General features: G+C 58.1%; 20 protein-coding genes. 12 read left to right on the top strand and 8 right to left on the bottom strand.

The window, feature by feature from the left end; genetic code table 11:
- The first annotated feature begins 102 nt into the window (after positions 1 to 102).
- From celB to ACWKXN_RS05945, 3 genes are read left to right on the top strand one after another with little or no spacing between them, the layout of a single operon-like run.
- A complete protein-coding gene (celB, locus tag ACWKXN_RS05955) occupies positions 103 to 1422 on the top strand; it encodes a PTS cellobiose transporter subunit IIC (protein WP_024907562.1) in 1320 nt (439 codons plus the stop codon).
- A 3-nt stretch (positions 1423 to 1425) separates the two neighbouring features.
- A complete protein-coding gene (locus ACWKXN_RS05950; RefSeq protein WP_182931042.1) occupies positions 1426 to 2382 on the top strand; it encodes a N(4)-(beta-N-acetylglucosaminyl)-L-asparaginase in 957 nt (318 codons plus the stop codon).
- The gene (locus ACWKXN_RS05945) at positions 2382 to 3803 is read left to right on the top strand and encodes a leucyl aminopeptidase family protein (RefSeq protein ID WP_454543651.1); all 1422 of its coding nucleotides are present in this window, start codon (positions 2382 to 2384) and stop codon (positions 3801 to 3803) included. Before ACWKXN_RS05950 ends, ACWKXN_RS05945 begins: the two co-directional genes overlap by 1 nt.
- 89 nt (positions 3804 to 3892) lie before the next feature.
- Here ACWKXN_RS05945 and ACWKXN_RS05940 read toward each other — a convergent pair whose 3' ends face one another.
- From ACWKXN_RS05940 to ACWKXN_RS05925, 4 genes are all read right to left on the bottom strand, one after another.
- On the bottom strand, positions 3893 to 4594 hold the full coding sequence (locus ACWKXN_RS05940; protein WP_211438414.1) for a DnaA inactivator Hda: 702 nt from the start codon (positions 4592 to 4594) through the stop codon (positions 3893 to 3895).
- Between the two features lie 96 nt (positions 4595 to 4690).
- Positions 4691 to 5980 carry a uracil permease gene (gene uraA, locus ACWKXN_RS05935; RefSeq protein WP_029739962.1) on the bottom strand — a complete coding sequence of 430 codons (1290 nt, stop codon included), beginning with the start codon at positions 5978 to 5980 and terminating at the stop codon, positions 4691 to 4693.
- A gap of 83 nt (positions 5981 to 6063) precedes the next feature.
- Complete coding sequence (upp, locus tag ACWKXN_RS05930) at positions 6064 to 6690, bottom strand: uracil phosphoribosyltransferase (RefSeq protein ID WP_023308769.1); 627 nt, start codon at positions 6688 to 6690, stop codon at positions 6064 to 6066.
- Between the two features lie 226 nt (positions 6691 to 6916).
- Positions 6917 to 8347: a 6-phospho-beta-glucosidase gene (locus ACWKXN_RS05925; protein ID WP_064673740.1), complete on the bottom strand. Its 1431-nt coding sequence runs from the start codon at positions 8345 to 8347 to the stop codon at positions 6917 to 6919.
- A gap of 266 nt (positions 8348 to 8613) precedes the next feature.
- On the opposite strand from ACWKXN_RS05925, the gene purM reads away from it, so the two are divergent.
- From purM to ppx, 4 genes are all read left to right on the top strand, one after another.
- Positions 8614 to 9651 carry a phosphoribosylformylglycinamidine cyclo-ligase gene (purM, locus tag ACWKXN_RS05920; protein ID WP_008501643.1) on the top strand — a complete coding sequence of 346 codons (1038 nt, stop codon included), beginning with the start codon at positions 8614 to 8616 and terminating at the stop codon, positions 9649 to 9651.
- On the top strand, positions 9648 to 10289 hold the full coding sequence (gene purN, locus ACWKXN_RS05915; protein WP_023308771.1) for a phosphoribosylglycinamide formyltransferase: 642 nt from the start codon (positions 9648 to 9650) through the stop codon (positions 10287 to 10289). Before purM ends, purN begins: the two co-directional genes overlap by 4 nt.
- Before the next feature lie 206 nt (positions 10290 to 10495).
- Positions 10496 to 12556: a polyphosphate kinase 1 gene (gene ppk1, locus ACWKXN_RS05910; protein WP_023332999.1), complete on the top strand. Its 2061-nt coding sequence runs from the start codon at positions 10496 to 10498 to the stop codon at positions 12554 to 12556.
- A 3-nt stretch (positions 12557 to 12559) separates the two neighbouring features.
- Entirely contained in the window at positions 12560 to 14098 is a 1539-nt protein-coding gene (ppx, locus tag ACWKXN_RS05905) for an exopolyphosphatase (RefSeq protein WP_023308773.1), read from the top strand.
- Between the two features lie 4 nt (positions 14099 to 14102).
- Here ppx and ACWKXN_RS05900 read toward each other — a convergent pair whose 3' ends face one another.
- Positions 14103 to 16343 (bottom strand): EAL domain-containing protein, encoded by a 2241-nt coding sequence (locus tag ACWKXN_RS05900; protein ID WP_454543469.1) that lies wholly within the window; start codon positions 16341 to 16343, stop codon positions 14103 to 14105.
- A gap of 352 nt (positions 16344 to 16695) precedes the next feature.
- Here ACWKXN_RS05900 and ACWKXN_RS05895 point away from each other — a divergent pair, with 352 nt between their 5' ends.
- Positions 16696 to 16875 carry a YfgG family protein gene (locus ACWKXN_RS05895; protein ID WP_454543468.1) on the top strand — a complete coding sequence of 60 codons (180 nt, stop codon included), beginning with the start codon at positions 16696 to 16698 and terminating at the stop codon, positions 16873 to 16875.
- Here ACWKXN_RS05895 and ACWKXN_RS05890 read toward each other — a convergent pair.
- Entirely contained in the window at positions 16872 to 17762 is an 891-nt protein-coding gene (locus ACWKXN_RS05890; protein WP_454543467.1) for a LysR family transcriptional regulator, read from the bottom strand. The two genes, ACWKXN_RS05895 and ACWKXN_RS05890, sit on opposite strands and share 4 nt — an antisense overlap.
- Positions 17763 to 17859: 97 nt before the next feature.
- Here ACWKXN_RS05890 and ACWKXN_RS05885 point away from each other — a divergent pair, with 97 nt between their 5' ends.
- The 3 genes from ACWKXN_RS05885 to ACWKXN_RS05875 are packed head-to-tail and all read left to right on the top strand — an operon-like array spanning position 17860 to position 20362.
- Positions 17860 to 19089: an MFS transporter gene (locus tag ACWKXN_RS05885; protein WP_454543466.1), complete on the top strand. Its 1230-nt coding sequence runs from the start codon at positions 17860 to 17862 to the stop codon at positions 19087 to 19089.
- Positions 19090 to 19139: 50 nt separating this feature from the next.
- Complete coding sequence (locus ACWKXN_RS05880) at positions 19140 to 19607, top strand: DUF6130 family protein (protein WP_454543465.1); 468 nt, start codon at positions 19140 to 19142, stop codon at positions 19605 to 19607.
- A gap of 11 nt (positions 19608 to 19618) precedes the next feature.
- Entirely contained in the window at positions 19619 to 20362 is a 744-nt protein-coding gene (locus ACWKXN_RS05875; protein WP_454543464.1) for an alpha/beta fold hydrolase, read from the top strand.
- A 10-nt stretch (positions 20363 to 20372) separates the two neighbouring features.
- Here ACWKXN_RS05875 and ACWKXN_RS05870 read toward each other — a convergent pair whose 3' ends face one another.
- Complete coding sequence (locus ACWKXN_RS05870; protein WP_247604354.1) at positions 20373 to 20816, bottom strand: winged helix-turn-helix transcriptional regulator; 444 nt, start codon at positions 20814 to 20816, stop codon at positions 20373 to 20375.
- Between the two features lie 115 nt (positions 20817 to 20931).
- On the opposite strand from ACWKXN_RS05870, the gene ACWKXN_RS05865 reads away from it, so the two are divergent.
- The gene (locus ACWKXN_RS05865) at positions 20932 to 22146 is read left to right on the top strand and encodes an MFS transporter (RefSeq protein WP_454543463.1); all 1215 of its coding nucleotides are present in this window, start codon (positions 20932 to 20934) and stop codon (positions 22144 to 22146) included.
- On the opposite strand, the gene iolB is transcribed toward ACWKXN_RS05865, so the two are convergent.
- Positions 22112 to 22936, bottom strand: coding sequence for a 5-deoxy-glucuronate isomerase (gene iolB / locus ACWKXN_RS05860; RefSeq protein WP_454543462.1), 825 nt, complete (start codon positions 22934 to 22936; stop codon positions 22112 to 22114). The genes ACWKXN_RS05865 and iolB overlap by 35 nt on opposite strands.
- Positions 22937 to 22945 lie beyond the last annotated feature (9 nt).

Below are 22945 nucleotides of genomic sequence, written 5' to 3'. Positions count from 1 at the left end.
GCGATTGCTTTGTGACCGATTTCACCTTTCGCTCGCCGCGCTTCACTGATAATCCCCAGACATAACACAAACAACACCCCTCAATCTTGTACGGAGTTCACAATGAACAATGTTCTGGGATTTCTTGAAGCAAAACTGATGCCGCTGGCGGCCAAAACGGCCCAGCAGCGTCATCTCGGGGCCATTCGTGGCGCCTACGTGTCATTCATGCCGTTTATCATCGTCGGCTCTATTCTGCTGGTGATCTCGTCGTTCCCGAATCAAGCCTATCAGCAGTTTATGTCTCAGGCCTTTGGTGAGAGCTGGAGCGCCATTATTGAAATCCCGTTCAACGCGGTGTTCTCCACCATGTCGCTGTTCATCAGCTTCCTGGTGGCCTTCCGCCTGGCGGAACACTACGGTGAAGACCGCATTTCCTGCGGTATCCTGGCGCTGGTCGCCTTTCTCATCCTGACGCCCTTTATCAAAGTGGCGGAAAACGGCGGTATTACCGTCATTCCGGTGGAGTGGATTGGCAGCAAAGGGCTGTTCGTGGCGATGATCGGTTCCCTGCTGTGGACGGAACTGTTCTGCTGGCTCAAGCGCAAAAAACTGGTGATCAAAATGCCGGACGGCGTGCCTCCGGCGGTGCAGGAGTCGTTCGCCGCGCTGATCCCGGCCCTGCTGGTGATGATTCTGGTGCTGGGTATCCGCATCGTTTTTGAAAACACCCACTACAACACCATCCACCAGTTTATTTACGAAGTGGTTGCCACGCCGGTGCGCCACTACGGCACCTCTTACTTTGGCGCGCTGATGACGGTGTTCAGCATCACCATTCTGTGGTCAGTGGGCATTAACTCCGGCTCGATGATCAACGGCATCATTCGCCCGCTGTGGATGGAGAACCAGACCGACAACATCGCCGCGATTCAGGCAGGCACGACGCCGCCTCACATTATCACCGAACAGTTTTTTGACATGATCTGGATGGGCGGCGCGGGGGCCACGCTGTCGCTGGTGATTGCGATGCTGATTTTCGCCCGCAGCAAAAACATGCGTGAAGTGGCGCGCCTCGGCGCCGGGGCATCGGTGTTTAACATCAACGAACCGATCCTGTTTGGCCTGCCGGTGATCATGAACCCGATAATGCTTATCCCGTTCAACCTGGTGCCGCTGGTGCTGGTCACCGTGCAGTATGCGGCGATGAAGATTGGCGCGGTTGCCGTCACCACCGGGGTGTTTATTCCCTGGACGCTGCCGCCGGTTATCAGCGGCTTTATCGTTACCGGACACCTGAGCGGCAGCGTCATGCAGCTTATCAACCTGCTGATTGGCGCCATGCTGTACCTGCCTTTTATGCGTATCGTGGACAAACAGTACCGCGCGGCGGAAATGGCCACCGTTACGCAAACCGACACCACCCTTGCAAAACAGGAGTAAAGCATGTGGGGAATTATCGCGACCTGGAGAATGGCGCTTGAAGGCGTTACGGAGTCTGCGTCTGCGCTGGCTGCGGGTAAACCGGCCTCTGCAGCGGTGGTGGATGCCGTCGCCGCCGTCGAAGACTTTCCGTTTTATAAATCCGTCGGCTACGGCGGGCTGCCCACCGAAAATGGCGAGGTGGAGCTGGACGCCGCCTACATGGACGGCGATACGCTGGCGTTTGGTGCCGTGGGCAACCTGGTGGATATCGCCAACCCGGTGCGCGTGGCGCATGCGTTAAGCCGCCAGCGCTACAACAGCCTGCTGGTCGGCCAGGGCGCGCGGGAATGGGCGCTGAGCCAGGGCTTTGCCGACAAAACTATGCTCACTGACCGCGCCATGCAGCACTACCGCAAACGCTGCCGCGAAACGCTGGATAAGGGCTTAAGCCCTTACGACGGGCATGACACCGTCGGCATTATCGGCCTCGATAAACAAGGGTCAATGAGCGTCGCCACCTCCACCAGCGGCCTGTTCATGAAAAAACGCGGTCGACTCGGGGATTCGCCCATTATTGGTTCCGGCTTTTACTGCGACAGTGAAACCGGCGCGGCCACCGCAACGGGCGTCGGTGAAGATCTGATGAAAGGCTGCACCAGCTACGAAATCGTCCGCCGCATGGCGCAGGGTATGACGCCGCAGCAGGCGGCGGATTCGGTGGTGTTCGAGCTGGAAGATAAGCTGATGTCGCGCTTTGGCCGTGCGGGCGATCTTTCCGTGGTGTGCATGAACAACAGGGGCGAATTCGGGGCCGCCACCAACATCAAAACCTTCTCGTTTGTGGTGGCGACGGCTCGCCAGCCCCTCACCGTTTTTCGTACCGAACGCCTGCGGGAGAAAACGCATTATTACGCCGTAGACGATGAGTGGATGCAGGCCTATGCCGCGCGGATCCGCGCGCCGATTGAGGAGTCATGATGATCACGTATCAGTTTATCACCGCGCTTTCTGACGCGGCTCCGCAAAGCCATTTGATTGCGTCCGCCTCCTGTACGCATTTGCCCGAAACGGCGCTTGTCGCGGAAATGCGCGAGTCTGCCAGCATCGCTGACACCCGCTTTGGCTGCGCCCCGTTTGCCCGGATCACTCTGCTGCCGGATGCCCTCTGGCAGGATAGCCTGACCGAAGGATTGCTGACGGCGCTGCGCCCGCTGCTGGCCTCGCCCGTCAGCCCCGAGCTGATACTGGACGTTACCGATATCAACGATGTGGTGCTGGCGCAGGTGCTGCGTTTTCTCTTTAATCAGGCGCACAGGCTAAGCGACCTGAAGCTGAAGAAAACGGATGAATCGGCGGTGCGCCTTACGCACATCACCGCCCTCTGCCTGCCGGAACAGCAGGCAAAACTGGAGGGTGTCTTCCGCCAGCAGCAGGCCATCGCCCGCGGCATGGTCGCGGCGCGACGTCTGGCGGATATGCCGTCCGACCGATGCACGCCGCAGTTTGTGGTGGAAGAGGCGCAAAGGCTCTGTGCCGCCTTCCCCGCCCTGCGCTGCGAAGTGCTGAACGAAAAGGCTATTGCTGAGCAGGGTCTGGGGCTGCTGCACGCCGTTGGCAAAGGGGCGACCTGTCCGCCGCGCCTGCTGGCGATCCATTATGACGGCGTCAACGACGGCCCGGTGCGCTGCTATGTGGGAAAAGGCATAACCTTTGATACCGGCGGCCTGTGGCTGAAGGAAGGCGCGGGCATGTACACCATGAAATACGACATGTGCGGTGCGGCTAACGTGCTGGGCCTGATGCTGACCGTCGCAGAGCTGGCGCTGCCCGTGCGCATCATGGGCGTGCTGGCGCTGGCGGAAAACGCCATCGGCCCGGACGCCATGCAGCCCGGAACGGTGGCGACGGCCTGCAACGGCACCACGGTTGAAATCAACAACACCGATGCCGAAGGCCGGCTGGTGCTGGCGGACGCCATCGCCTGGGCCAGCCTTCGTCATCCGCAGGCGCGCTATATTATTGATATGGCTACCTTAACCGGTGCAGTCGTGAAGGCGCTGGGGTATGAGCTGAGCGGGCTGATGACGCAGGATGAACCGCTGCGTGCGGCGCTGACGCTGGCGGGTAAGCAGAGTGGCGATGAAGTGTGGTCCCTGCCGCTGGATGCGCGGCTGAAAAAACAGACCGACAGCGCCATTGCCGATCTGTGCAACACGCCGACCAACAATGCGGCAATCAGCGCGTCGGCGGCGTGGCTGCTGCACCACTTTTGCCCGCCGACCATTCCATGGGCGCATCTGGATATCAGCGGTACGGCGCTGTGGCGAGAGAACGGCAGGAGCGTGGCATCGGGAAGACCGATCCCGATGCTGGTGGAACACCTGATGGGAGATCTTTAGCCGGGTGGCGGCTACGCCTTACCCGGCCTACAAAGGGCGGCAGGTTTTCGTAGGCCCGGTAAGGCGCAGCGGCCACCGGGCGAACAAACTCAAAGCTTGAGAATATCTTTCACAAACGGAATGGTCAGCTTGCGCTGGGCGGTAATGGAGGCGCGATCGAGCTGATCGAGCGTGTCAAACAGCGTGCGCATTTCGCGATCCAGTCGTTTAAGCAGGAAACGCCCCACGTCCTCCGGCAGCTCAAACCCGCGCTGCTTTGCGCGCAGCTGTAACGCCTGAAGCTTATCTTCATCCGACAGCGGCTGGAGCTTGTAGATTTGCCCCCAGTCCAGACGAGATGCCAGATCCGGCAGCCCCAGATTGAGCTGTCTCGGCGGACGATCGCCGGTGATCAGCAGCCGGGTTTTGCCCGACTCCAGAATGCGGTTGTAGAGGTTAAAGATCGCCATTTCCCACGGCTCGTCCCCCGCCACGCATTCGATATTATCGATGCAGACCAGCGAGAGATGTTCCATTCCCTCCAGCACCTCAGGCACGAACCAGGTGCGTTTATCCAGCGGCACGTAGCCTACCGCATCTCCGCGCGCCGAAAGCTCCGCGCAGGCGGCATGCAGCAGATGGCTGCGCCCCGCGCCTTCGCGTGACCAGATATAGATGTATCCGCTGTGATCCTGGCGCAGCACGTTTTGCAGTGCAGCCAGTAAAGAGGGGTTATCACCCGGCCAGAAACTCGCGAAAGTTTCGTCGTCAGGGAGATAGAGTGGCAGAGAGAGCTGTGCCGGTCCGTTCAGAAATACCTCAACCAGAGATCCTACGTAAAATCGGAATGGAGTTTAACACGGAACCTGCAAGGAGAGAACCGGGCGATCCCTCGCCCGACTTTTCGATCAATGTGGTGCTTTTTCGCTGTCGTCCGCGTCGAGAATTTCTTCTTCCGGGCGGATGACCGAGATCAGCTTGAAGATCAGGCTCAGGCCCACGCCGACGATGGTCGCCAGCGCCATGCCCTTCAGCTCGGCCGCACCAATGTGCACCTTCGCGCCGCTCACGCCGATGATCAGGATAACGGAGGTCAGGATCAGGTTTTGTGCCTTGCTGTAATCCACTTTGGATTCAATCAGCACGCGAATACCGGAGGCGCCGATCACGCCGTACAGCAGCAGAGAAACGCCGCCCATTACCGGCACCGGAATGATCTGAATCGCTGCCGCCAGTTTACCGACGCAGGAGAGCAGAATGGCGATGATCGCCGCGCCGCCGATAACCCAGGTACTGTAGACGCGGGTAATCGCCATCACGCCGATGTTCTCACCGTAGGTGGTGTTTGGCGTCGAACCGAAGAAACCGGAGATGATGGTGGAGAAACCGTTCGCAAACATGGAACGGTGCAGACCCGGGTCGCGGATTAAATCGCGCTTAACGATGTTCGCCGTCACCACCAGGTGGCCGACGTGCTCTGCAATCACCACCAGCGCCGCAGGCAGAATGGTGAAAATAGCAAACCATTCGAAGCGTGGCGTATAGAAGGTCGGCAGGGCGAACCAGTGCGCCTGAGCAATCGGGGTGGTATCCACCACGCCCATCGCGAAGGAGAGCGCATAGCCCGCCAGCACGCCGATCAGGATCGGGATAATCGCCATGAAGCCGCGGAACAGCACGGAGCCAAACACCGTCACGCCCAGGGTTACCAGCGAGATGATAATGGTTTTGGAATCCGGTGACTGGCCGTCAGCAGGCAGCAGACCGGCCATATTCGCCGCGACGCCCGCCAGCTCAAGACCGATGACCGCAACGATGGCGCCCATCGCCGCAGGCGGGAACATCACGTCCAGCCAGCCGGTACCGGCTTTCTTCACAATGAAGGACACCACGCAGAACAGGACGCCACACATGATAAAGCCGCCCAGCGCGACTTCATAACCCAGCGGCAGCAGCAGCAACACCGGCGAGATAAAGGCGAAGCTCGACCCGAGATACGCCGGAATTTTGCCTTTACAGATAAAGAGGTACAGCAGCGTACCAATGCCGTTGAACAGCAGCACGGTGGCCGGGTTAATGTGGAACAGGATTGGCACCAGCACGGTTGCGCCAAACATGGCGAACAGGTGCTGCAAACTAAGCGGGATAGTCTGTAAAAGCGGCGGTCTTTCACTCACCCCGATAGCACGGCGCGTCATAGTGTTTTCCTCTGTGTAGTATTGTTGGTGTTTTATTCAAAAAAAAGCCGACTATCAAAGTCGGCTTATTTATCGTTATTCGATTATTTCGTACCAAAGATCTTATCGCCGGCATCGCCGAGCCCCGGGATGATGTACCCGTGCTCGTTCAGGCCCTGGTCGATAGAGGCGGTATACAGCTCAACGTCCGGGTGCGCTTTTTCCAGCGCCGCGATCCCTTCCGGAGCGGCAACCAGTACCAGCACCTTAATGCTGTTACAGCCCGCGTTTTTCAGCAGGTCGATGGTGGCGATCATTGAGCCACCGGTCGCGAGCATTGGGTCAACCACCAGCGCCATACGCTCGTCGATGTTAGAGACCAGCTTCTGGAAGTAAGGAACCGGCTCAAGGGTTTCTTCGTTACGGTAGATCCCGACCACGCTGATACGCGCGCTTGGCACGTGCTCCAGCACGCCTTCCATCATGCCGAGACCGGCACGCAGAATTGGCACCACGGTAATTTTCTTACCTTTGATCTGCTCAACCTGCACCGGGCCGTTCCAGCCTTCGATGGTGACTTTTTCTGTTTCCAGATCAGAGGTCGCTTCGTAGGTCAGCAGGCTGCCGACTTCAGATGCCAGTTCGCGAAAACGCTTCGTGCTGATGTCATGCTCACGCATCAGGCCCAACTTGTGTTTAACGAGTGGGTGTTTCACTTCCACAATCTTCATTCTCTTTCTCCTCTGAGGTGGCGTCCGCAAAAAAATCGCGGGATTATACCGCTTTTTTCGGATTAGGCCATACCCATGTTGCTTGACGTATATCAAGCAAAGTGATTTAGAGACAAAAAAACCGGAGGCGAGACTCCGGCTTGGGTGCGGGGTTCTGCCCGGTGGCACTGCGCTTACGCGGCCTACGTGTAGTGTAGGTCGGGTAAGCGTTAGCGCCACCCGACAATTACAGGTTCTCGCCGTTGCTCGCAATCACCTGCTTATACCAGTCGAACGATTTCTTCTTACTGCGGTTCAGCGTGCCGTTCCCTTCATTGTCTTTATCCACAAAGATAAAGCCGTAGCGTTTTTTCATTTCGCCCGTACCGGCAGACACCAGGTCGATGCAGCCCCACGGGGTGTAGCCCATCAGCTCCACGCCATCTTCCACCACCGCTTTTTTCATCTCGCGGATATGGGCGGCCAGATAATCAATACGGTACTGGTCGTTCACCGTGCCGTCGCTCTCCTGCACGTCGATCGCGCCAAAGCCGTTCTCAACGATAAACAGCGGCAGCTGGTAGTGATCCCAGAACCAGTTCAGGGAGTAGCGCAGCCCGACCGGGTCAATCTGCCAGCCCCAGTCGGATTTCTGCACGTAGGGGTTAGAGACCAGGCTCTTGCTTTCGTCGTAATCCAGCTGCGGGTTGTCCGCCGTCGCCTTGGTGGCGAAGGACATGTAGTAGCTGAAGCCGATGTAATCGACGCAGCCCTGCTTCAGCGCGGCTTTATCTTCTTCGGTTATATCCAGCGCGAAGCCGCGACGTTCGAAGTAGTTGAGCAGGTGCTGCGGGTACTTGCCGCGCACGTGCACGTCGGTGAACCAGTAGCGGCGGTGCATGGCGTTCATCGCCATCATCATATCGTCCGGCGCGCAGGTCAGCGGGTAGATAGGACACATGGCAATCATGCAGCCAATCTGCAGCGACGGGTTAATCTCGCGCCCCGCCTTCACCGCCAGGGCGCTGGCCACGAGCTCGTAGTGCGCCGCCTGGAACATCACCGGCTCACGGTCTTCACCCGGCGCGTACTTCAGCCCGGAGTTCGTAAACGGCGCAAAGTCTTCGTGGAAGTTAGCCTGGTTGTTGATCTCGTTGAAGGTCATCCAGTACTTCACCTTATGCTGGTAGCGCTGGAACACCACTTTTGCAAAACGAACGAAGAAGTCGATCAGCTTACGGTTGCGCCAGCCGCCGTATTCCGTAACCAGATGGAAAGGCATCTCGAAGTGAGACAGGGTGATAACCGGTTCGATGCCGTACTTCAGGCATTCGTCGAACAGATCGTCATAGAATTTCAGGCCAGCCTCGTTAGGCTCAAGCTCGTCGCCTTTCGGGAAGATCCGCGTCCAGGCAATAGAGGTGCGGAAGCATTTGAACCCCATCTCGGCAAAGAGTCTGATGTCTTCTTTATAGCGGTGGTAGAAATCGATGGCTTCATGGTTAGGATAATTTTTCCCCTCCAGCACGCCGTTGGTGATTTCACGCGGCACGCCGTGCGCCCCCGCGGTCATCACATCGGCGACGCTCACGCCCTTGCCGCCCTCTTTCCAGCCGCCTTCCAGCTGGTGCGCCGCAACGGCCCCGCCCCACAGAAAACCTGCTTTAAATCCCGACATTCGCTTTCCCTCATTCTGCGTTATTTTCTGCAAAAACAATTACAGAAACCGGTTTCATTTCGATGATGTGCAAAGGGCGTAGCTGTTGCAAGCAGTTCTCAGAAACCGGTTTCATTTTCGTGAACAGAGTCAAGTTTGGCTGCATTCACGAGGTACACAGAAAAAAAGATCCCCACGTCCAGAATAGGCTCGCAAACGTTTGCCTGGACTGTTAGAATTGCGCCGATTTTTCTTACTAGCTATGCAATCGCGTGGGGATTTAAGCCGTGACCAACAAAACTTCTCTCAGCTACAAAGATGCCGGTGTTGATATTGACGCAGGTAATGCGCTGGTTGACCGAATCAAAGGTGTGGTGAAAAAAACCCGCCGCCCGGAAGTGATGGGTGGTCTGGGTGGCTTCGGCGCACTGTGCGCGCTGCCGCAAAAATATCGTGAACCTGTTCTGGTCTCGGGTACTGACGGTGTAGGCACTAAACTGCGCCTGGCGATGGATTTAAAACGTCACGACACGATCGGTATCGATCTGGTCGCGATGTGCGTGAATGACCTGGTGGTACAGGGCGCAGAGCCGCTGTTCTTCCTCGATTACTACGCAACCGGCAAACTGGACGTGGATACCGCTGCCAGCGTGATTAACGGTATCGCCGAAGGCTGCCTGCAGTCCGGCTGTGCGCTGGTCGGTGGTGAAACCGCAGAAATGCCGGGCATGTATCACGGCGAAGATTATGACGTCGCGGGCTTCTGCGTCGGCGTAGTAGAAAAATCAGAAATTATCGACGGCAGCAAAGTGGCCGATGGCGATGTGCTGATCGCGCTGGCCTCCAGCGGCCCGCACTCCAACGGCTACTCCCTGGTGCGTAAAATCCTCGAAGTGAGCGGCTGTGACCCGCTGACCACCGAGCTGGACGGTAAACCGCTGGCTGACCATCTGCTGGCGCCGACCCGCATCTACGTGAAAAACGTGCTTGAGCTTATCGAGAACGTCGACGTTCACGCTATCGCTCACCTGACCGGCGGCGGCTTCTGGGAAAACATCCCGCGCGTCCTGCCGGACAACACCCAGGCGGTGATCGACGAATCCTCATGGCAGTGGCCAGCCGTGTTTAACTGGCTGCAGACCGCAGGCAACGTGAGCTCTCACGAAATGTACCGCACCTTTAACTGCGGCGTGGGCATGGTTATCGCCCTGCCGGCAAGCGAAGCGGATAAAGCGGTTAAACTGCTGACTGAAAAAGGTGAAAACGCGTGGAAAATCGGTACGATTAAAGCTTCCGATTCCGAACAGCGTGTGGTCATTGAATGAAAAACATCGTGGTGCTCATTTCCGGCAACGGAAGCAATTTGCAGGCCATCATAGACGCCTGCAAGCAGAAGAAAATCAATGGCACCATTCGGGCAGTTTTCAGCAACAAGGCCGACGCGTTCGGCCTTGAGCGCGCGCGGGAAGCGAACATTCCCGCGCACGCGCTGGAAGCCAGCCAGTTCGCCGGGCGTGAAGCCTTTGACCGCGAGCTGGTGCATGAGATTGATGCCTACGCGCCGGACGTGGTCGTGCTGGCGGGCTATATGCGTATTCTGAGCCCGGCCTTCGTCGAACACTTCGCCGGTCGTCTGCTGAATATCCACCCTTCCCTGCTGCCGAAATATCCCGGCCTGCACACCCATCGTCAGGTTCTGGAAAACGGCGATGAGGAGCACGGCACCTCCGTGCATTTCGTTACCGACGAGCTGGACGGCGGTCCGGTGATCCTGCAGGCCAAAGTTCCGGTCTTTGACGGCGACAGCGAAGAAGACGTGACCGAACGCGTGCAGACCCAGGAACACGCCATTTACCCGCTGGTGGTCAGCTGGTTTGTCGACGGGCGTCTCGAGATGCGCGACGGCGCAGCCTGGCTGGACGGCGTGAAGTTACCCCCGCAGGGTTATGCGGCGGAAGAGTAGTTTGTTACGTCGGGTGGCGCTGCTGCGCTTACCCGACCTGTTCATTGCATTACCCGATATTCCCTTCTCCAACCTTCTAAAATCCCCAACAAAAAAATAACTGTCATACTTTTCTGGCACTGTTGGACATATCGTGGAAATGCTCGCCATAATAAGGACGAGACGGATTTACCACGTCCTGTGATTGAACTGGAGTGTGAGCTGTAATGGGTCAGGAAAAGTTATATATCGAGAAAGAGCTAAGCTGGTTAGCATTTAACGAACGTGTACTCCAGGAAGCGGCAGACAAAAGTAACCCGCTTATCGAGCGCATGCGTTTTTTGGGCATTTATTCCAACAACCTGGATGAGTTCTACAAGGTTCGCTTTGCCGAGCTGAAAAGACGCATCATCATCAGCGAAGAACAGGGCTTAAACTCGCACTCGCGGCATCTGCTGGGCAAAATCCAGTCCCGCGTGCTGAAAGCCGATCAGGAATTTGACGGCCTGTATAACGAACTGCTGCTGGAGATGGCGCGCAATCAAATCTTCCTGATTAACGAACGCCAGCTTTCCGTTAACCAACAAAACTGGCTGCGCCACTACTTCAAACACTATCTGCGCCAGCACATTACCCCGATTCTGATCAACCGCGAAACCGATCTGGTTCAGTTCCTGAAGGATGATTACACCTACCTGGCGGTGGAAATTATTCGCGGTGATTCCATCCGTTACGCGCTGCTGGAGATCCCGTCCGACAAGGTGCCGCGCTTTGTGAACCTGCCGCCGGAAACCCCGCGCAGACGCAAGCCGATGATCCTGCTGGACAACATCCTGCGCTACTGCCTGGACGACATCTTCAAAGGCTTCTTCGATTACGATGCGTTAAACGCCTACTCGATGAAGATGACCCGTGACGCCGAATATGACCTGGTGCACGAGATGGAAGCCAGCCTGATGGAGCTGATGTCCTCCAGCCTGAAACAGCGCTTGACGGCCGAGCCGGTCCGTTTTGTCTATCAGCGCGATATGCCGGACGCCATGGTGGAGATGCTGCGCGAGAAACTGACCATTTCGCGCTATGACTCCATCGTGCCGGGCGGTCGTTACCACAACTTTAAAGACTTTATTGGCTTCCCGAACGTCGGCAAAGCCAATCTGGTGAACAAGCCGCTGCCGCGCCTGCGCCATCTGTGGTTCGATAAATTCCGCAACGGATTCGACGCCATTCGCGAACGCGACGTGCTGCTTTACTATCCGTATCACACGTTTGAGCACGTGCTCGAACTGCTGCGTCAGGCCTCGTTCGACCCGAGCGTGCTGGCGATCAAAATCAACATCTACCGCGTGGCAAAAGATTCCCGCATCATCGACGCGATGATCCATGCGGCGCACAACGCCAAAAAGGTCACCGTGGTGGTTGAGCTGCAGGCGCGCTTCGACGAAGAGGCCAACATCCACTGGGCGCGCCGTCTGACGGAAGCCGGTGTGCACGTCATCTTCTCCGCGCCGGGGCTGAAAATTCACGCCAAGCTGTTCCTGATTTCCCGTAAAGAGGGCGACGATGTAGTGCGTTATGCCCACATCGGTACCGGGAACTTTAACGAGAAAACGGCGCGAATTTATACCGACTACTCGCTCTTAACCGCCGACGCCCGCATCACTAACGAAGTGCGCCGGGTCTTTAACTTTATCGAAAACCCGTACCGTCCGGTGAGCTTTGACTATCTGCTGGTCTCGCCGCAGAACTCGCGCCGCCTGCTGTACGATATGATCGATAAAGAGATCGCCAATGCCCAGAAAGGGCTGTCGTCCGGCATCACGCTGAAGCTTAACAACCTTGTCGACAAAGGGCTGGTGGACAGGCTGTATGCAGCGTCCAGCTCCGGCGTGCCGGTTAACCTGCTGATCCGCGGCATGTGCTCGCTGATCCCGGAACTGGAAGGCATCAGCGACAATATTCGTGTGATCAGCATTGTTGACCGTTACCTGGAACACGATCGGATCTATATTTTTGATAATGCGGGTGATAAACAGGTCTATCTCTCTTCGGCAGACTGGATGACGCGCAATATTGACTACCGTATTGAAGTCGCGGCACCGCTGCTGGATCCGCGTCTGAAGCAGCAGATCCTCGACATCATCGAGATTCTGTTCAGCGATACCGTGAAAGCACGCTATATCGACAAAGAACTCAGTAACCGCTATGTACCGCGCGGCAACCGCCGCAAAGTGCGGTCGCAACTGGCGATTTACGACTATATCAAATCACTCGAGCAACCCGATTAACCTATGCCGATAAATGATAAGACCCCACGCCCGCAGGAATTCGCCGCGGTCGACCTTGGCTCTAACAGTTTCCACATGGTCATCGCCCGTGAGGTGGATGGCGCGCTGCAGATAATCGGTCGTCTGAAGCAGCGCGTACACCTGGCGGATGGTCTTGATGAACGCAGCATGCTCAGCGAAGAGGCGATGGAGCGCGGGTTAAACTGCCTGTCGCTGTTTGCTGAACGCCTGCAGGGCTTCTCGCCTTCCAGCGTGTGCATCGTGGGCACTCACACCCTGCGCCAGGCCCTGAACGCCCCGGAGTTCCTCAAGCGGGCCGAAAAAGTGATCCCCTACCCGATTGAGATCATCTCCGGTAACGAGGAAGCACGTCTGATTTTCATGGGCGTTGAGCACACCCAGCCGGAAAAAGGGCGCAAGCTGGTTATCGATATCGGCGGTGGCTCAACGGAGCTGGTGATCGGCGAAGACTTTGAGCCGCGCCTGGTGGAAAGCCGCCGTATGGGCTGCGTCAGCTTCGCGCAGATGTATTTCCCGGGTGGCACCATCACCCGCGAGAACTTCCAGCGCGCGCGTATGGCCGCTGTCCAGAAGCTGGAAAATCTGGCCTGGCAGTACCGTATTCAGGGCTGGAACGTGGCGCTGGGCGCGTCGGGCACCATCAAGGCGGCGCATGAAGTGCTGCTGGCGATGGGTGAAAAAGACGGGTTTATCACGCCCGAACGCCTGACGTTGCTGACCGAAGAAGTGCTGAAGCATAAAAGTTTTGACGCCTTAAGCCTGCCGGGTCTTTCCGACGAGCGTAAAGCGGTATTCGTGCCGGGGCTGGCTATTCTCTGCGGCGTGTTTGATGCCCTCGCCATAAAAGAGCTGCGTCTGTCGGACGGCGCGCTGCGTGAAGGCGTGCTGTATGAGATGGAAGGCCGTTTCCGCCATCAGGATATTCGCAGCCGCACCGCGCAAAGCCTGGCCAACCAGTACAACATCGACCGTGAACAGGCGAAGCGCGTGCTGGACACCACGGTGCAGATGTACGAACAGTGGCAGGAGCAGAATCCGAAGCTCGCGCACCCGCAGCTTGCCGCGCTGTTGAAATGGGCCGCGATGCTGCACGAGGTGGGGCTGAACATCAACCACAGCGGGATGCACCGCCATTCGGCCTACATTCTGCAAAACAGCGATCTGCCTGGCTTCAACCAGGAGCAGCAAACCATGATGGCGACCCTGGTGCGTTATCACCGCAAGGCCATCAAGCTCGACGACCTGCCGCGCTTTACGCTGTTCAAGAAAAAACAGTTTCTGCCGCTTATTCAGCTGCTGCGTCTGGGCGTGCTGCTCAATAACCAGCGTCAGGCCACCACCACGCCGCCCACGCTGAAGCTTAAAACCGACGACCACCACTGGACGCTGAGCTTCCCGCACGACTGGTTTAGTCAGAACGCGCTGGTCCTGCTGGATCTGGAAAAAGAGCAGCAGTACTGGGAAGCGGTCACCGGCTGGCTGCTCAAAATTGAAGAAGAGAGCGCCGACGTCGCCGCGTAACGGCTCAGGCGTCCGCAGTGGACGCCTCTGCTTCCAGCAGCGACTCAAGCGGTGCCGGTCTGCCAATCAGATAACCCTGCACATAATCGATGCCTAGCGCGTGAACCGCGCTACGTATCTCTTCGCTTTCGACATACTCCGCCACCACCAGCATTTTCTTCATGCGCGCCAGATGGCAGATAGACGCCACAATCTGATAATCCAGGCTGTTGTTGACGATATTGCGAATAAAGCTGCCGTCAATCTTGAGAATATCCGCGTCCACGCTTTTCAGCCGCGCATAGCTCGCATAGCCGGTGCCAAAATCATCAATTGCAATACGTACCCCCATTTTCTGCAGCTGCCGGAGGATGTGTAGCGCCTGCTCCGCATTGCAAAAGGTGCTGCACTCCGTCACTTCAAAGATCAGCTGCCACGGCTCAATGGCGTATTTCGCCAGCAGGCGACTCACCTCAAGCGGAAACTGCACCCGACACACGGTCGACGGGGCCAGATTAATGGCAAAGCGCTGGCCGGGCAGTCTTTCGCGATGCGCGGCCAGGAAGCGCAGGGTGTGCTCGAGCACCCACAAATCTACCCGCGAAGACAGGCCAAACTCCTGCGCGACGGGCAGGAACTGGTCGGGGGAGATCAATAGCCCGTTGATATCCGGCATCCGGAGCAGGACTTCGTGATAGCAATCGCCACGCATGCCGCGAACGGGTTGAACCAGCAGGGTGAATTCGTCGTTATCAAGCGCCTTTTGCAGGCGGCTCATCATCGCGACTTTATCCTTCAGGTTGCGCTGCAAATGGACGGCCCCACGCTGCTGAAGATTTTCCGGATGGTTGGAGGAGAGCGACAGGTCGGCAACCACGCCCAGCTCGCCCAGCACCAGATAAAGATGGTTAACCGGGGACCGGACATAGCAATAGCTCACGCCCACCTGCGGCTGCAGCGGCATGCCGTCCCAGACAAAGCGGAACTGCTTGATATGCTCGTCCAGGGCTTCAATCCGCTGCTGGTGCGATTCCGCGTTAAGCCGTACCGCCAGGTCATACCCGGTCAGGTGATACACCAGCTCATTGGGCTGAAGAATGCCATTTACCCACTGCGCCAGCTGCTGCTTGTACTGAATCCGCAGCAACACGCCGTAATTTCGGCCCAGGATTTCCAGCTCCGGAATGCGCAGCAGGCAGAGCGCCGACCACGGGTTTTTCGCCAGATCGCGCGACAGCGCCCGCAGGTTAGGCATATGGACGACCGGGTCAAGCAGCGCCAGCCTGCGGGAGCGTTTGTTCGCCGCGCGCTGCCGTGTCGCCAGCATCGACATATAAATCACCACGAACGAGAAGACCAGGTAACTGGAAGAGGTGATCGCAAGCTGAATGTCATACCCCGGATTCACCGGGATATAGCGGTAAAAATAGTGAATAGACACCAGCAGTATCGGCGTCCAGATAAGCGAAATCAGCTTATAGCCAAAACGCATCGCGCCCCAGAGCATCACCGGCATAAGCAGGGAAAGAGTGTAGTTGGTGGTGAAAATGGAGCTGTTCTCATTCATCGGAAGCAGCAGCAGCGAAAGCAGCCCGCCAAGCGCGATAGCCCACACCAACAACTCAACGACCGTCACCTTTTTGTCTATCTCGGAACGGATCTGCGAGAGAAGGCTTCTGATATAGCGCGGATGACGAAGCAGGCGGATCAGCAGATAGCTCAGCGGCACGCCCGTCAGACCGCTGACCAGCAGCGTCTGATAGTTGATGAGCGTGCGAATATTGAGGGGATTTAATCCCGCAAGGCTCTGACGGCTCTCATACACGCCTAAATACACCGCAAACTGAAACAGCACTAGAAACAGCGTCGCGGGGCAGAACGCCTGCCAGAAGATGCGCTGCGCCATCAGCCGCACGTCGCCGTACGCGGTCATATTCCGTCTGGGCGCAAACACCCGGTAGCCACCCCAGCTGAGCACTAAAGGGACGACAAAATGGAGGATCCCCGCGACGGTTTCAAACATCCCGACCGACGGGTAATAGCGGATAAACAGCGACAATACGATCCCGGGCAGCGCTTCCAGGCCAAAGAACATCATCAGCGAAAGCAAAAATGAGAGGGGTAAATAATAGAGTGCCGCAATGCCGTCGCCCAGCTGCGTGAACGTATTCGCAATGCTCAGCACGGGAAGTAAAACCACAGGCAAAATAAGCGGCAATGCCCACCAGCGGTTTTCATTTTTTTTCAGGAAAGCCAGAATGTTCATAGATGCCCGGTTAAACCCCTTTCGCTCCAGAGGGAAAATAAAGACAGGCATCCAACCTGACGTACGCGCCGCCCGGCAAGGTGAGGGGCGAACTGTATGGAGGAAGGATTTTAAATATCAGGGCCGGGAAGCCGTTGACTTAAATCAAACTACTTTACGCAAATAACTTTTTGCGGCGTTTTTTTGAAATTATTTTCTTCATATTATCAATATGGTAAATGCATTAATTAATTTCAATAACATTAATCAATGTAAACATTGACGGTTATTTACACACAGCAGAATTGACCCCGCCTTCCCGCTGTGCCTTAATATCCTTGTCGCCCAAAAGGGCTTATCCAGGAAAAACAGAGTGAGTCAGGTCACGCGTATGCGCAAACGACATCAATTTAATACCCGAATGACCCGCATCATACTGCTCATCAGCTTCCTGTTTTTCTTTGGCCGCTTCGTTTACTCTTCAATTGGCGCCTGGTACCACCATCAGGACAAAACCCAGTCGCAGCAATCCAGCCTGACCGCCGATCGCTAAACAGCCGCAGGATGCTGCACGAGCCGAATAATGGCCGCGATCCCTTTGCTGAGGATTTTATCCTGTCGCATTACCACCGCCAGCTGCCGCTGCAGCATGGGCGTAAGCGACATCACGCATAGCCCTTCGCGATCGGCATCCTGTTCGACCGCCATTCGCGGCACAATACTGTAGCCCAGCCCCGCGCGAACCATGCGTTTGATCGCCTCGATGCTGCCAAGCTGCATCACCGGTGCGATCGCTAATCCATTAGCCGCAAACCAGCCATCGATCAGCGCCCGGGTACCGCTGCCTGATTCAAAGGCAATCAGCGGCTGAGCGTGCAGCGCCTCCGGGGTAAAATCCCTGAACGCATCCTGCTGCTCCCGCGACGCGATAAAAACAAACTCTTCGTCCATTACCGGCATGACGTCCAGCGCTCTGCCGCTCACCGGCAGCGTCACCAGCCCCATATCGAGCCGGTTCTCTTCGATGGCCCTGACGATGTCGAGGGTGTTGCCCGTCGTCACCCCCACGCTCAGGAGCGGATAGTCTCGACGCAGCTTCTCCAGCAGCGGCGGCAGAAGATGGATGCAGGCCGTTGCCCCCGTGCCAAGCGTAATAGTGCCGCTCACATCGTGGCTGAATGCGCTCACGGACCGGATGGCGTCATCCACCGCCTGCTGAATACGCTCCCCATGCGCCAGCAACGCCTGCCCGGCAGCCGTAGCCTTAATCCCCCGCCCGGTACGCTCCACCAGCCGCGTTTGCAGAAACTGCTCCAGCTGACGTATTTGCAGGCTGACGGCGGGCTGGGAAATACCCAGCACATCCGCTGCCGCTGAAAAGCTGCCGCGCTGGATCACCAGACGGAAGGTGGCGAGATAGCCCAGATTAAGCGTTGTCATTCAAAGTTTCTCTTATACCGCGCATAAGGTTGCTGCCCTGCCAGCACAATAGCGCGCGAGTTATGCTCAGGACAACTGCATAACGGAATGAAAAACAATGGAAACACCCGCCCTGCCTCGCCGCCTCGCCCTCATGGCGGGATGTAATCAGCTTATCAACTGGGGGATCTCGTTTTATATGCCCGGCACCTTTGCAATGGCGATTTCAGCCGACCGGGGGTGGCCATCACCGCAGATTTACCTCGGCCTGACGCTGGCGATGCTGGTGATGGCGGCGGTTTCTCCGTTTGTCGCCCGCCTGCTGGCACGCTTTGGCGGTCAGACGGTGGTGATGAGCGGCACGTTGCTGATCGCCGCAAGCTGCGCAGGGATGGCGTATACCCAGACGCTTTTTGGCTGGTACTGCGCCTGGCTGATCGGCGGCGTAGGGATGCGCCTGTCGCTGTACGACGCGCTGTTCGCCGCGCTGGTAAACCTCTACGGGCAGCAGGCGCGAAGAACAATCTCACGCGTCACGCTGGCGGGCGGGCTGGCCTCCGCCGTTTTCTGGCCGCTGGGCGATGCTCTGCTTCAGGTCATGAGCTGGCAGGAGGCGCTGCGCGTCTACGCGCTCTTCGGCCTGCTGAGCGCGATGCTGATTCGAACGCTTCCCCGGCAGCGGCTGACGGTGACGACAAAGGTCACCGCGCCGCCTCTTAACAACGAGCGGCGTAACGCCTGGCTTTATGCTGCCTTCATTGCCCTCATCACCTTTGTCTCTAACGGCACCTCCACCCATCTGCCGGAGTTTATTGCCCACTTCGGCCTGCCGGTCGCCATCGGCATGCTGTGGGGAGTCGGCCAGACGGGCGCCCGCTCGCTGGAAGTGCTGGCGGGTGCCCGCTTAACCCCCTTCAAACTGACGCTTTTTACCGCGCTCGCCATGCCGCTCTGCTTTCTTCTGGGGATGAGCAGCGCCCTGTTTGCGTGGTGTGCGGCCGGGTTTGTGCTGGGCTACGGCGCCATCAACGGGCTGGTCACCATCGTAAAAGCCACCCTGCCGCTGGAGCTGTTTAGCACCGAAAGCTATGCCCGCCGCACGGGGATGCTGCTTATCCCAGGCCAGCTGATGGCGGCAGCCTCACCGTTTGCCTATGCGTGGCTGAATAAAACGCTGGGGATCGCAGGTGCAATGTGGGTATCAACGGGATTGACGCTGGTGATTGCCGGGCTGGCGATAGCGATTGTGCGTCGTCCAGGCAGGCAAACCGTATCGCACTGTATCCAGAGCGCCACGCTGACAAACGGGTACAAAACGCCGCCTCCGGCAAATATCTCCGATACATAAAAATGGTTTTCTTTCCCTGTCGTCATTCACAACCGATAAGGAGAGAACCCATGATTCGTCGCTATGCACTTTTCCCCCTGCTATTCCTGGCCTCTGTAGCCCATGCCCGGACCACGCCGCTGGATAACCTGAGCGCAGAGGACGTTAACGGCCCCGCAGCCGTTGCGCCACTGGCGCAGCCGCAGCCGCCCGCAAAGCTGATAGTCGATCCCCCGCTTGCCGGGCCGCTGAGCAAAGGCGCGGTGTTTATCCAGTACCGTGCCGAAAACCTGCGTATCGAGCCGGTATTCGGCCCCGAGGCGCTCAAGGTCACGCCGCGCATCGGTCACATTCACGTGGTGGTGGATGACGCGCCGTGGCACTGGGCTGACGCCAGCGGAGAGCCGGTGATCCTCGTGGGGCTGCCCGCCGGTAAACACAAGGTGACGATTATTCTGGCCGACCCGACGCACAAGCCGCTCGACCACAAAACCGTTGAATTCACCGTCCCGCCCCACGCGACGGTCCACCACTTTTAAGGAGTCTGAAGATGAAAGCACTGTCTGTAGTGACGGCAGGCCTGCTGGCGGTTTCCGCCAGCGCCTTTGCGCAGAGTAAAACCAGCGTCGTGCTGGTGCACGGCGCGTTTGCCGACGGCAGCAGCTGGAATAAGGTGATTACCCTGTTGCAGAAGCAGCACGCCGAGGTCATTGCCGTCCAGCTCCCGCTCACGTCGCTTAAGGATGACGTTGCGGCCACGCGGCGGGCCATCGCCCGCGCCCAGGGTGACGTGGTGCTGGTGGGCCACTCCTGGGGCGGCACCGTGATTAGCGAGGCGGGCAACGATGCGCGGGTAAAATCGCTGGTGTACGTGGCGGCGTTCGCGCCGGATTCCGGCCAGTTGACGGCGGATCTGGCAGGAAGTTTCCCTGCCCCGCCGGGCAGCGCGGGCATTGCTAAAACGGCGGACGGCTATTTATACCTGCCGACAGGAGCCGTCAGAAAGGACTTCGCGCCTGACGTGAAGCCAGACATTCAAAACACCATAGCAGCCACGCAGGGGCCGATTAAGGCCGAGGCGTTTGGTGAAAAGGTCGCCCACGCGGCGTGGCATGATAAACCGAGCTGGTATGTGGTCAGCAAGAATGACCGAATGATCAACCCCGATCTTGAACGGGCGATGGCGAAGACGATCCATGCGAAAACCGCCGAGGTGGCGGCAAGCCACGTGTCGATGGTGAGCCAGCCGCAGATCGTTGCCCGGACGATTGAGCAGGCGATAAGCGGTAATTAACCGGAGTGACTCATTCGATCTTCTGCACTTCCGTATCCACCGGCAGCAGCGCAGTGCCGTCATGCGCTGCTGGCGCCATAAAGGGAACCGGCCTGCCCGTCCGCCTGTCGACCAGCAGCGAGTGACGCTCGCCCTGTGAAAACAGATTTTGCTCTCCCCACTGACGCAGCGCCACGATCACGGGGAAAAGACGTTCGCCTTTGTCGGTCAGAACATATTCCTGATAAGCCGTGCCGTCCGATGCCCCCTGTAACGTCAGGATGTCCGCCTCAACCAGCTTGCGAAGCCGGTCAGAAAGGATGTTGCGCGCCACCCCAAGGCTGCGCTGAAAATCCCCGAAGCGCGTCATGCCGTCAAACGCATTACGCACAATGAGAAGCGACCAGCGATCCCCGAGCAGGTCAACGCTGCGGGCAACGGGACAATATTCCTCTTTTACCGTATTTCGGGACATCACCTGTTTTCCTCGCAAAGGCCACCCTATAACTAGTTGCATTTTAAAACTGCTTAGCCTAGCATTCAACCAGTTTCATTTTAAAACCAGGTTATCACAGACGAGGATTTTGAATATGTCACTGACGTCAGCCCTTCCTTCAGCCGACATGCCGCGCAGCATGGTCTGGCTGTTCGCCACCGCCAGCGGCCTAAGCGTGGCAAACGTCTATTACGCCCAGCCTTTGCTTGACGCGCTGGCGAACGATTTCGGCATCAGCCATGCGGCCGTGGGGGGCGTGGTGACCGCGACACAAATTGGCTGCGCGCTGGCTCTTTTGCTTCTCGTTCCTCTGGGTGACAAAGTGGATCGTCGACGACTCATGGCAGTACAGCTGATTGCTCTGGTGGTGGCGCTGGTTTCCGTCAGCATGGCACAGTCCTCTTCAGCGCTGCTTATCGGTATGCTTGCGACAGGTATGTTGGGCACGGCCATGACGCAGGGGCTGATCGCCTACGCCGCCAGCGCCGCGTCGCCCCATGAACAGGGACGCGTTGTCGGCGCGGCACAGGGCGGCGTGTTCACAGGTTTGCTGCTCGCTCGCGTCTTTGCCGGTGGCATCAGCGATATCGCGGGCTGGCGCGGGGTCTATCTTTGTGCTGCCGCGCTGATGCTCATGATTGCGTTACCTCTGTGGTGGCGACTCCCCGCCCTGCCAGCCGTCACTGCCACGATGAGCTACCCGCGGCTGATTGGCTCAATGCTCACGCTGCTGCGGCAGGAAAAAGTGCTGCAGATACGCGGCGTGCTGGCGCTGCTGATGTTTGCATCGTTCAACATTTTCTGGAGCGCGCTGGTGCTGCCGCTGAGCGCACCGCCGTTTAACTTTTCGCATACAGCGATTGGCGCGTTTGGACTGGCTTGCGCGGTGGGCGCGCTGGCGGCTGGCCGGGCAGGACGCTGGGCCGATCGGGGATATGCCCAACGCACCAGCGCGGCGGCGCTGAGTATCTTACTGTTAGCCTGGTGGCCCTTGTCGCTGATGGAGCGTTCACTCGGGATCTTGCTTATCGGCATCATACTGCTCGACTTGGGCGGTCAGGCGCTGCACGTCACTAATCAGAGCATGATTTTCCGCACCCGTCCCGAGGCGCACAGCCGGCTGGTCGGGCTTTACATGCTGTTTTATGCCGTCGGCAGCGGGCTCGGCGCGCTCGGCACAACGATGACGTATGCCTGTGCCGGCTGGCCGGGCGTCTGCCTGCTTGGCGCCTCGGTCAGCCTGCTGGCGCTGGTGTTCTGGTGGCTAACCCGCGCTAGCCACCGCTGTCCGCGGGATAATCCCGATTAATCCACGCGTGGTCCTCTTCCCAGGTGAACATCCATTTGCGCACCGGGCCGGCCATCACGTTGAGGTAGTAGCTGTCATACCCGGCCATCGTCGCGACCGGGTGGTAGCCCTTCGGCACCATCACCACGTCACGGTTATAGACCGCCATACACTCATCCAGCGTTCTGTCATCGGTGTAGACGCGCTGCATGCAGAACCCCTGCTCCGGGTTGAGACGATGGTAGTAGGTCTCCTCCAGATAGGTCTCCTGCGGCGGGTTATCCGTGTCGTGCTTGTGGCTCGGGTACGAGCTGGTGCAGCCCTCACTGGTCCACACCTCCACCACCAGCAGGCTGTCGGCGGGCCTGTCTTCCGGCAAAATGTTATGCACGTAGCGCTGGTTGTGACCTTTGCCGCGCGCTTCACCGTCGATATCCTGCGGGGCAATCAGCCGCGTCGGATACGTGCCTTTGCCCGGCGCGGCGCAGACCGCCAGCTCCAGCGTCGTCAGCGCCTTCACCTGCACCGACTCCTGCGAGGCGACGTACACCGCCCACGGTTTAATGCGCTCGAAGGGGCTCATCCGCTCGCCGATATCGTTAAACTGCGCGGAAGGGGTGCGGATGGAGGCGCGTCCGGCGACCAGCACCAGGCAGCGCTCTTCGCTGACGGCGGGCAGCGTCAGCGTCTGCCCCTCCTGCAGCTCATACGCCTCAAAGCCGACGTAGCCCCACCCCGCGCTTTCCGGTGTAACACACTGGGTGCGCCCCTCCGCGTTCGGCTGTTGCCAGCGTGATAACAGACGTGACATGTTCCCTCC

This window comes from Enterobacter sp. UPMP2060 (assembly GCF_053709655.1).
Note: the sequence above shows the minus strand (reverse complement) of the source record. Positions and strands in the feature narration are given on the sequence as shown.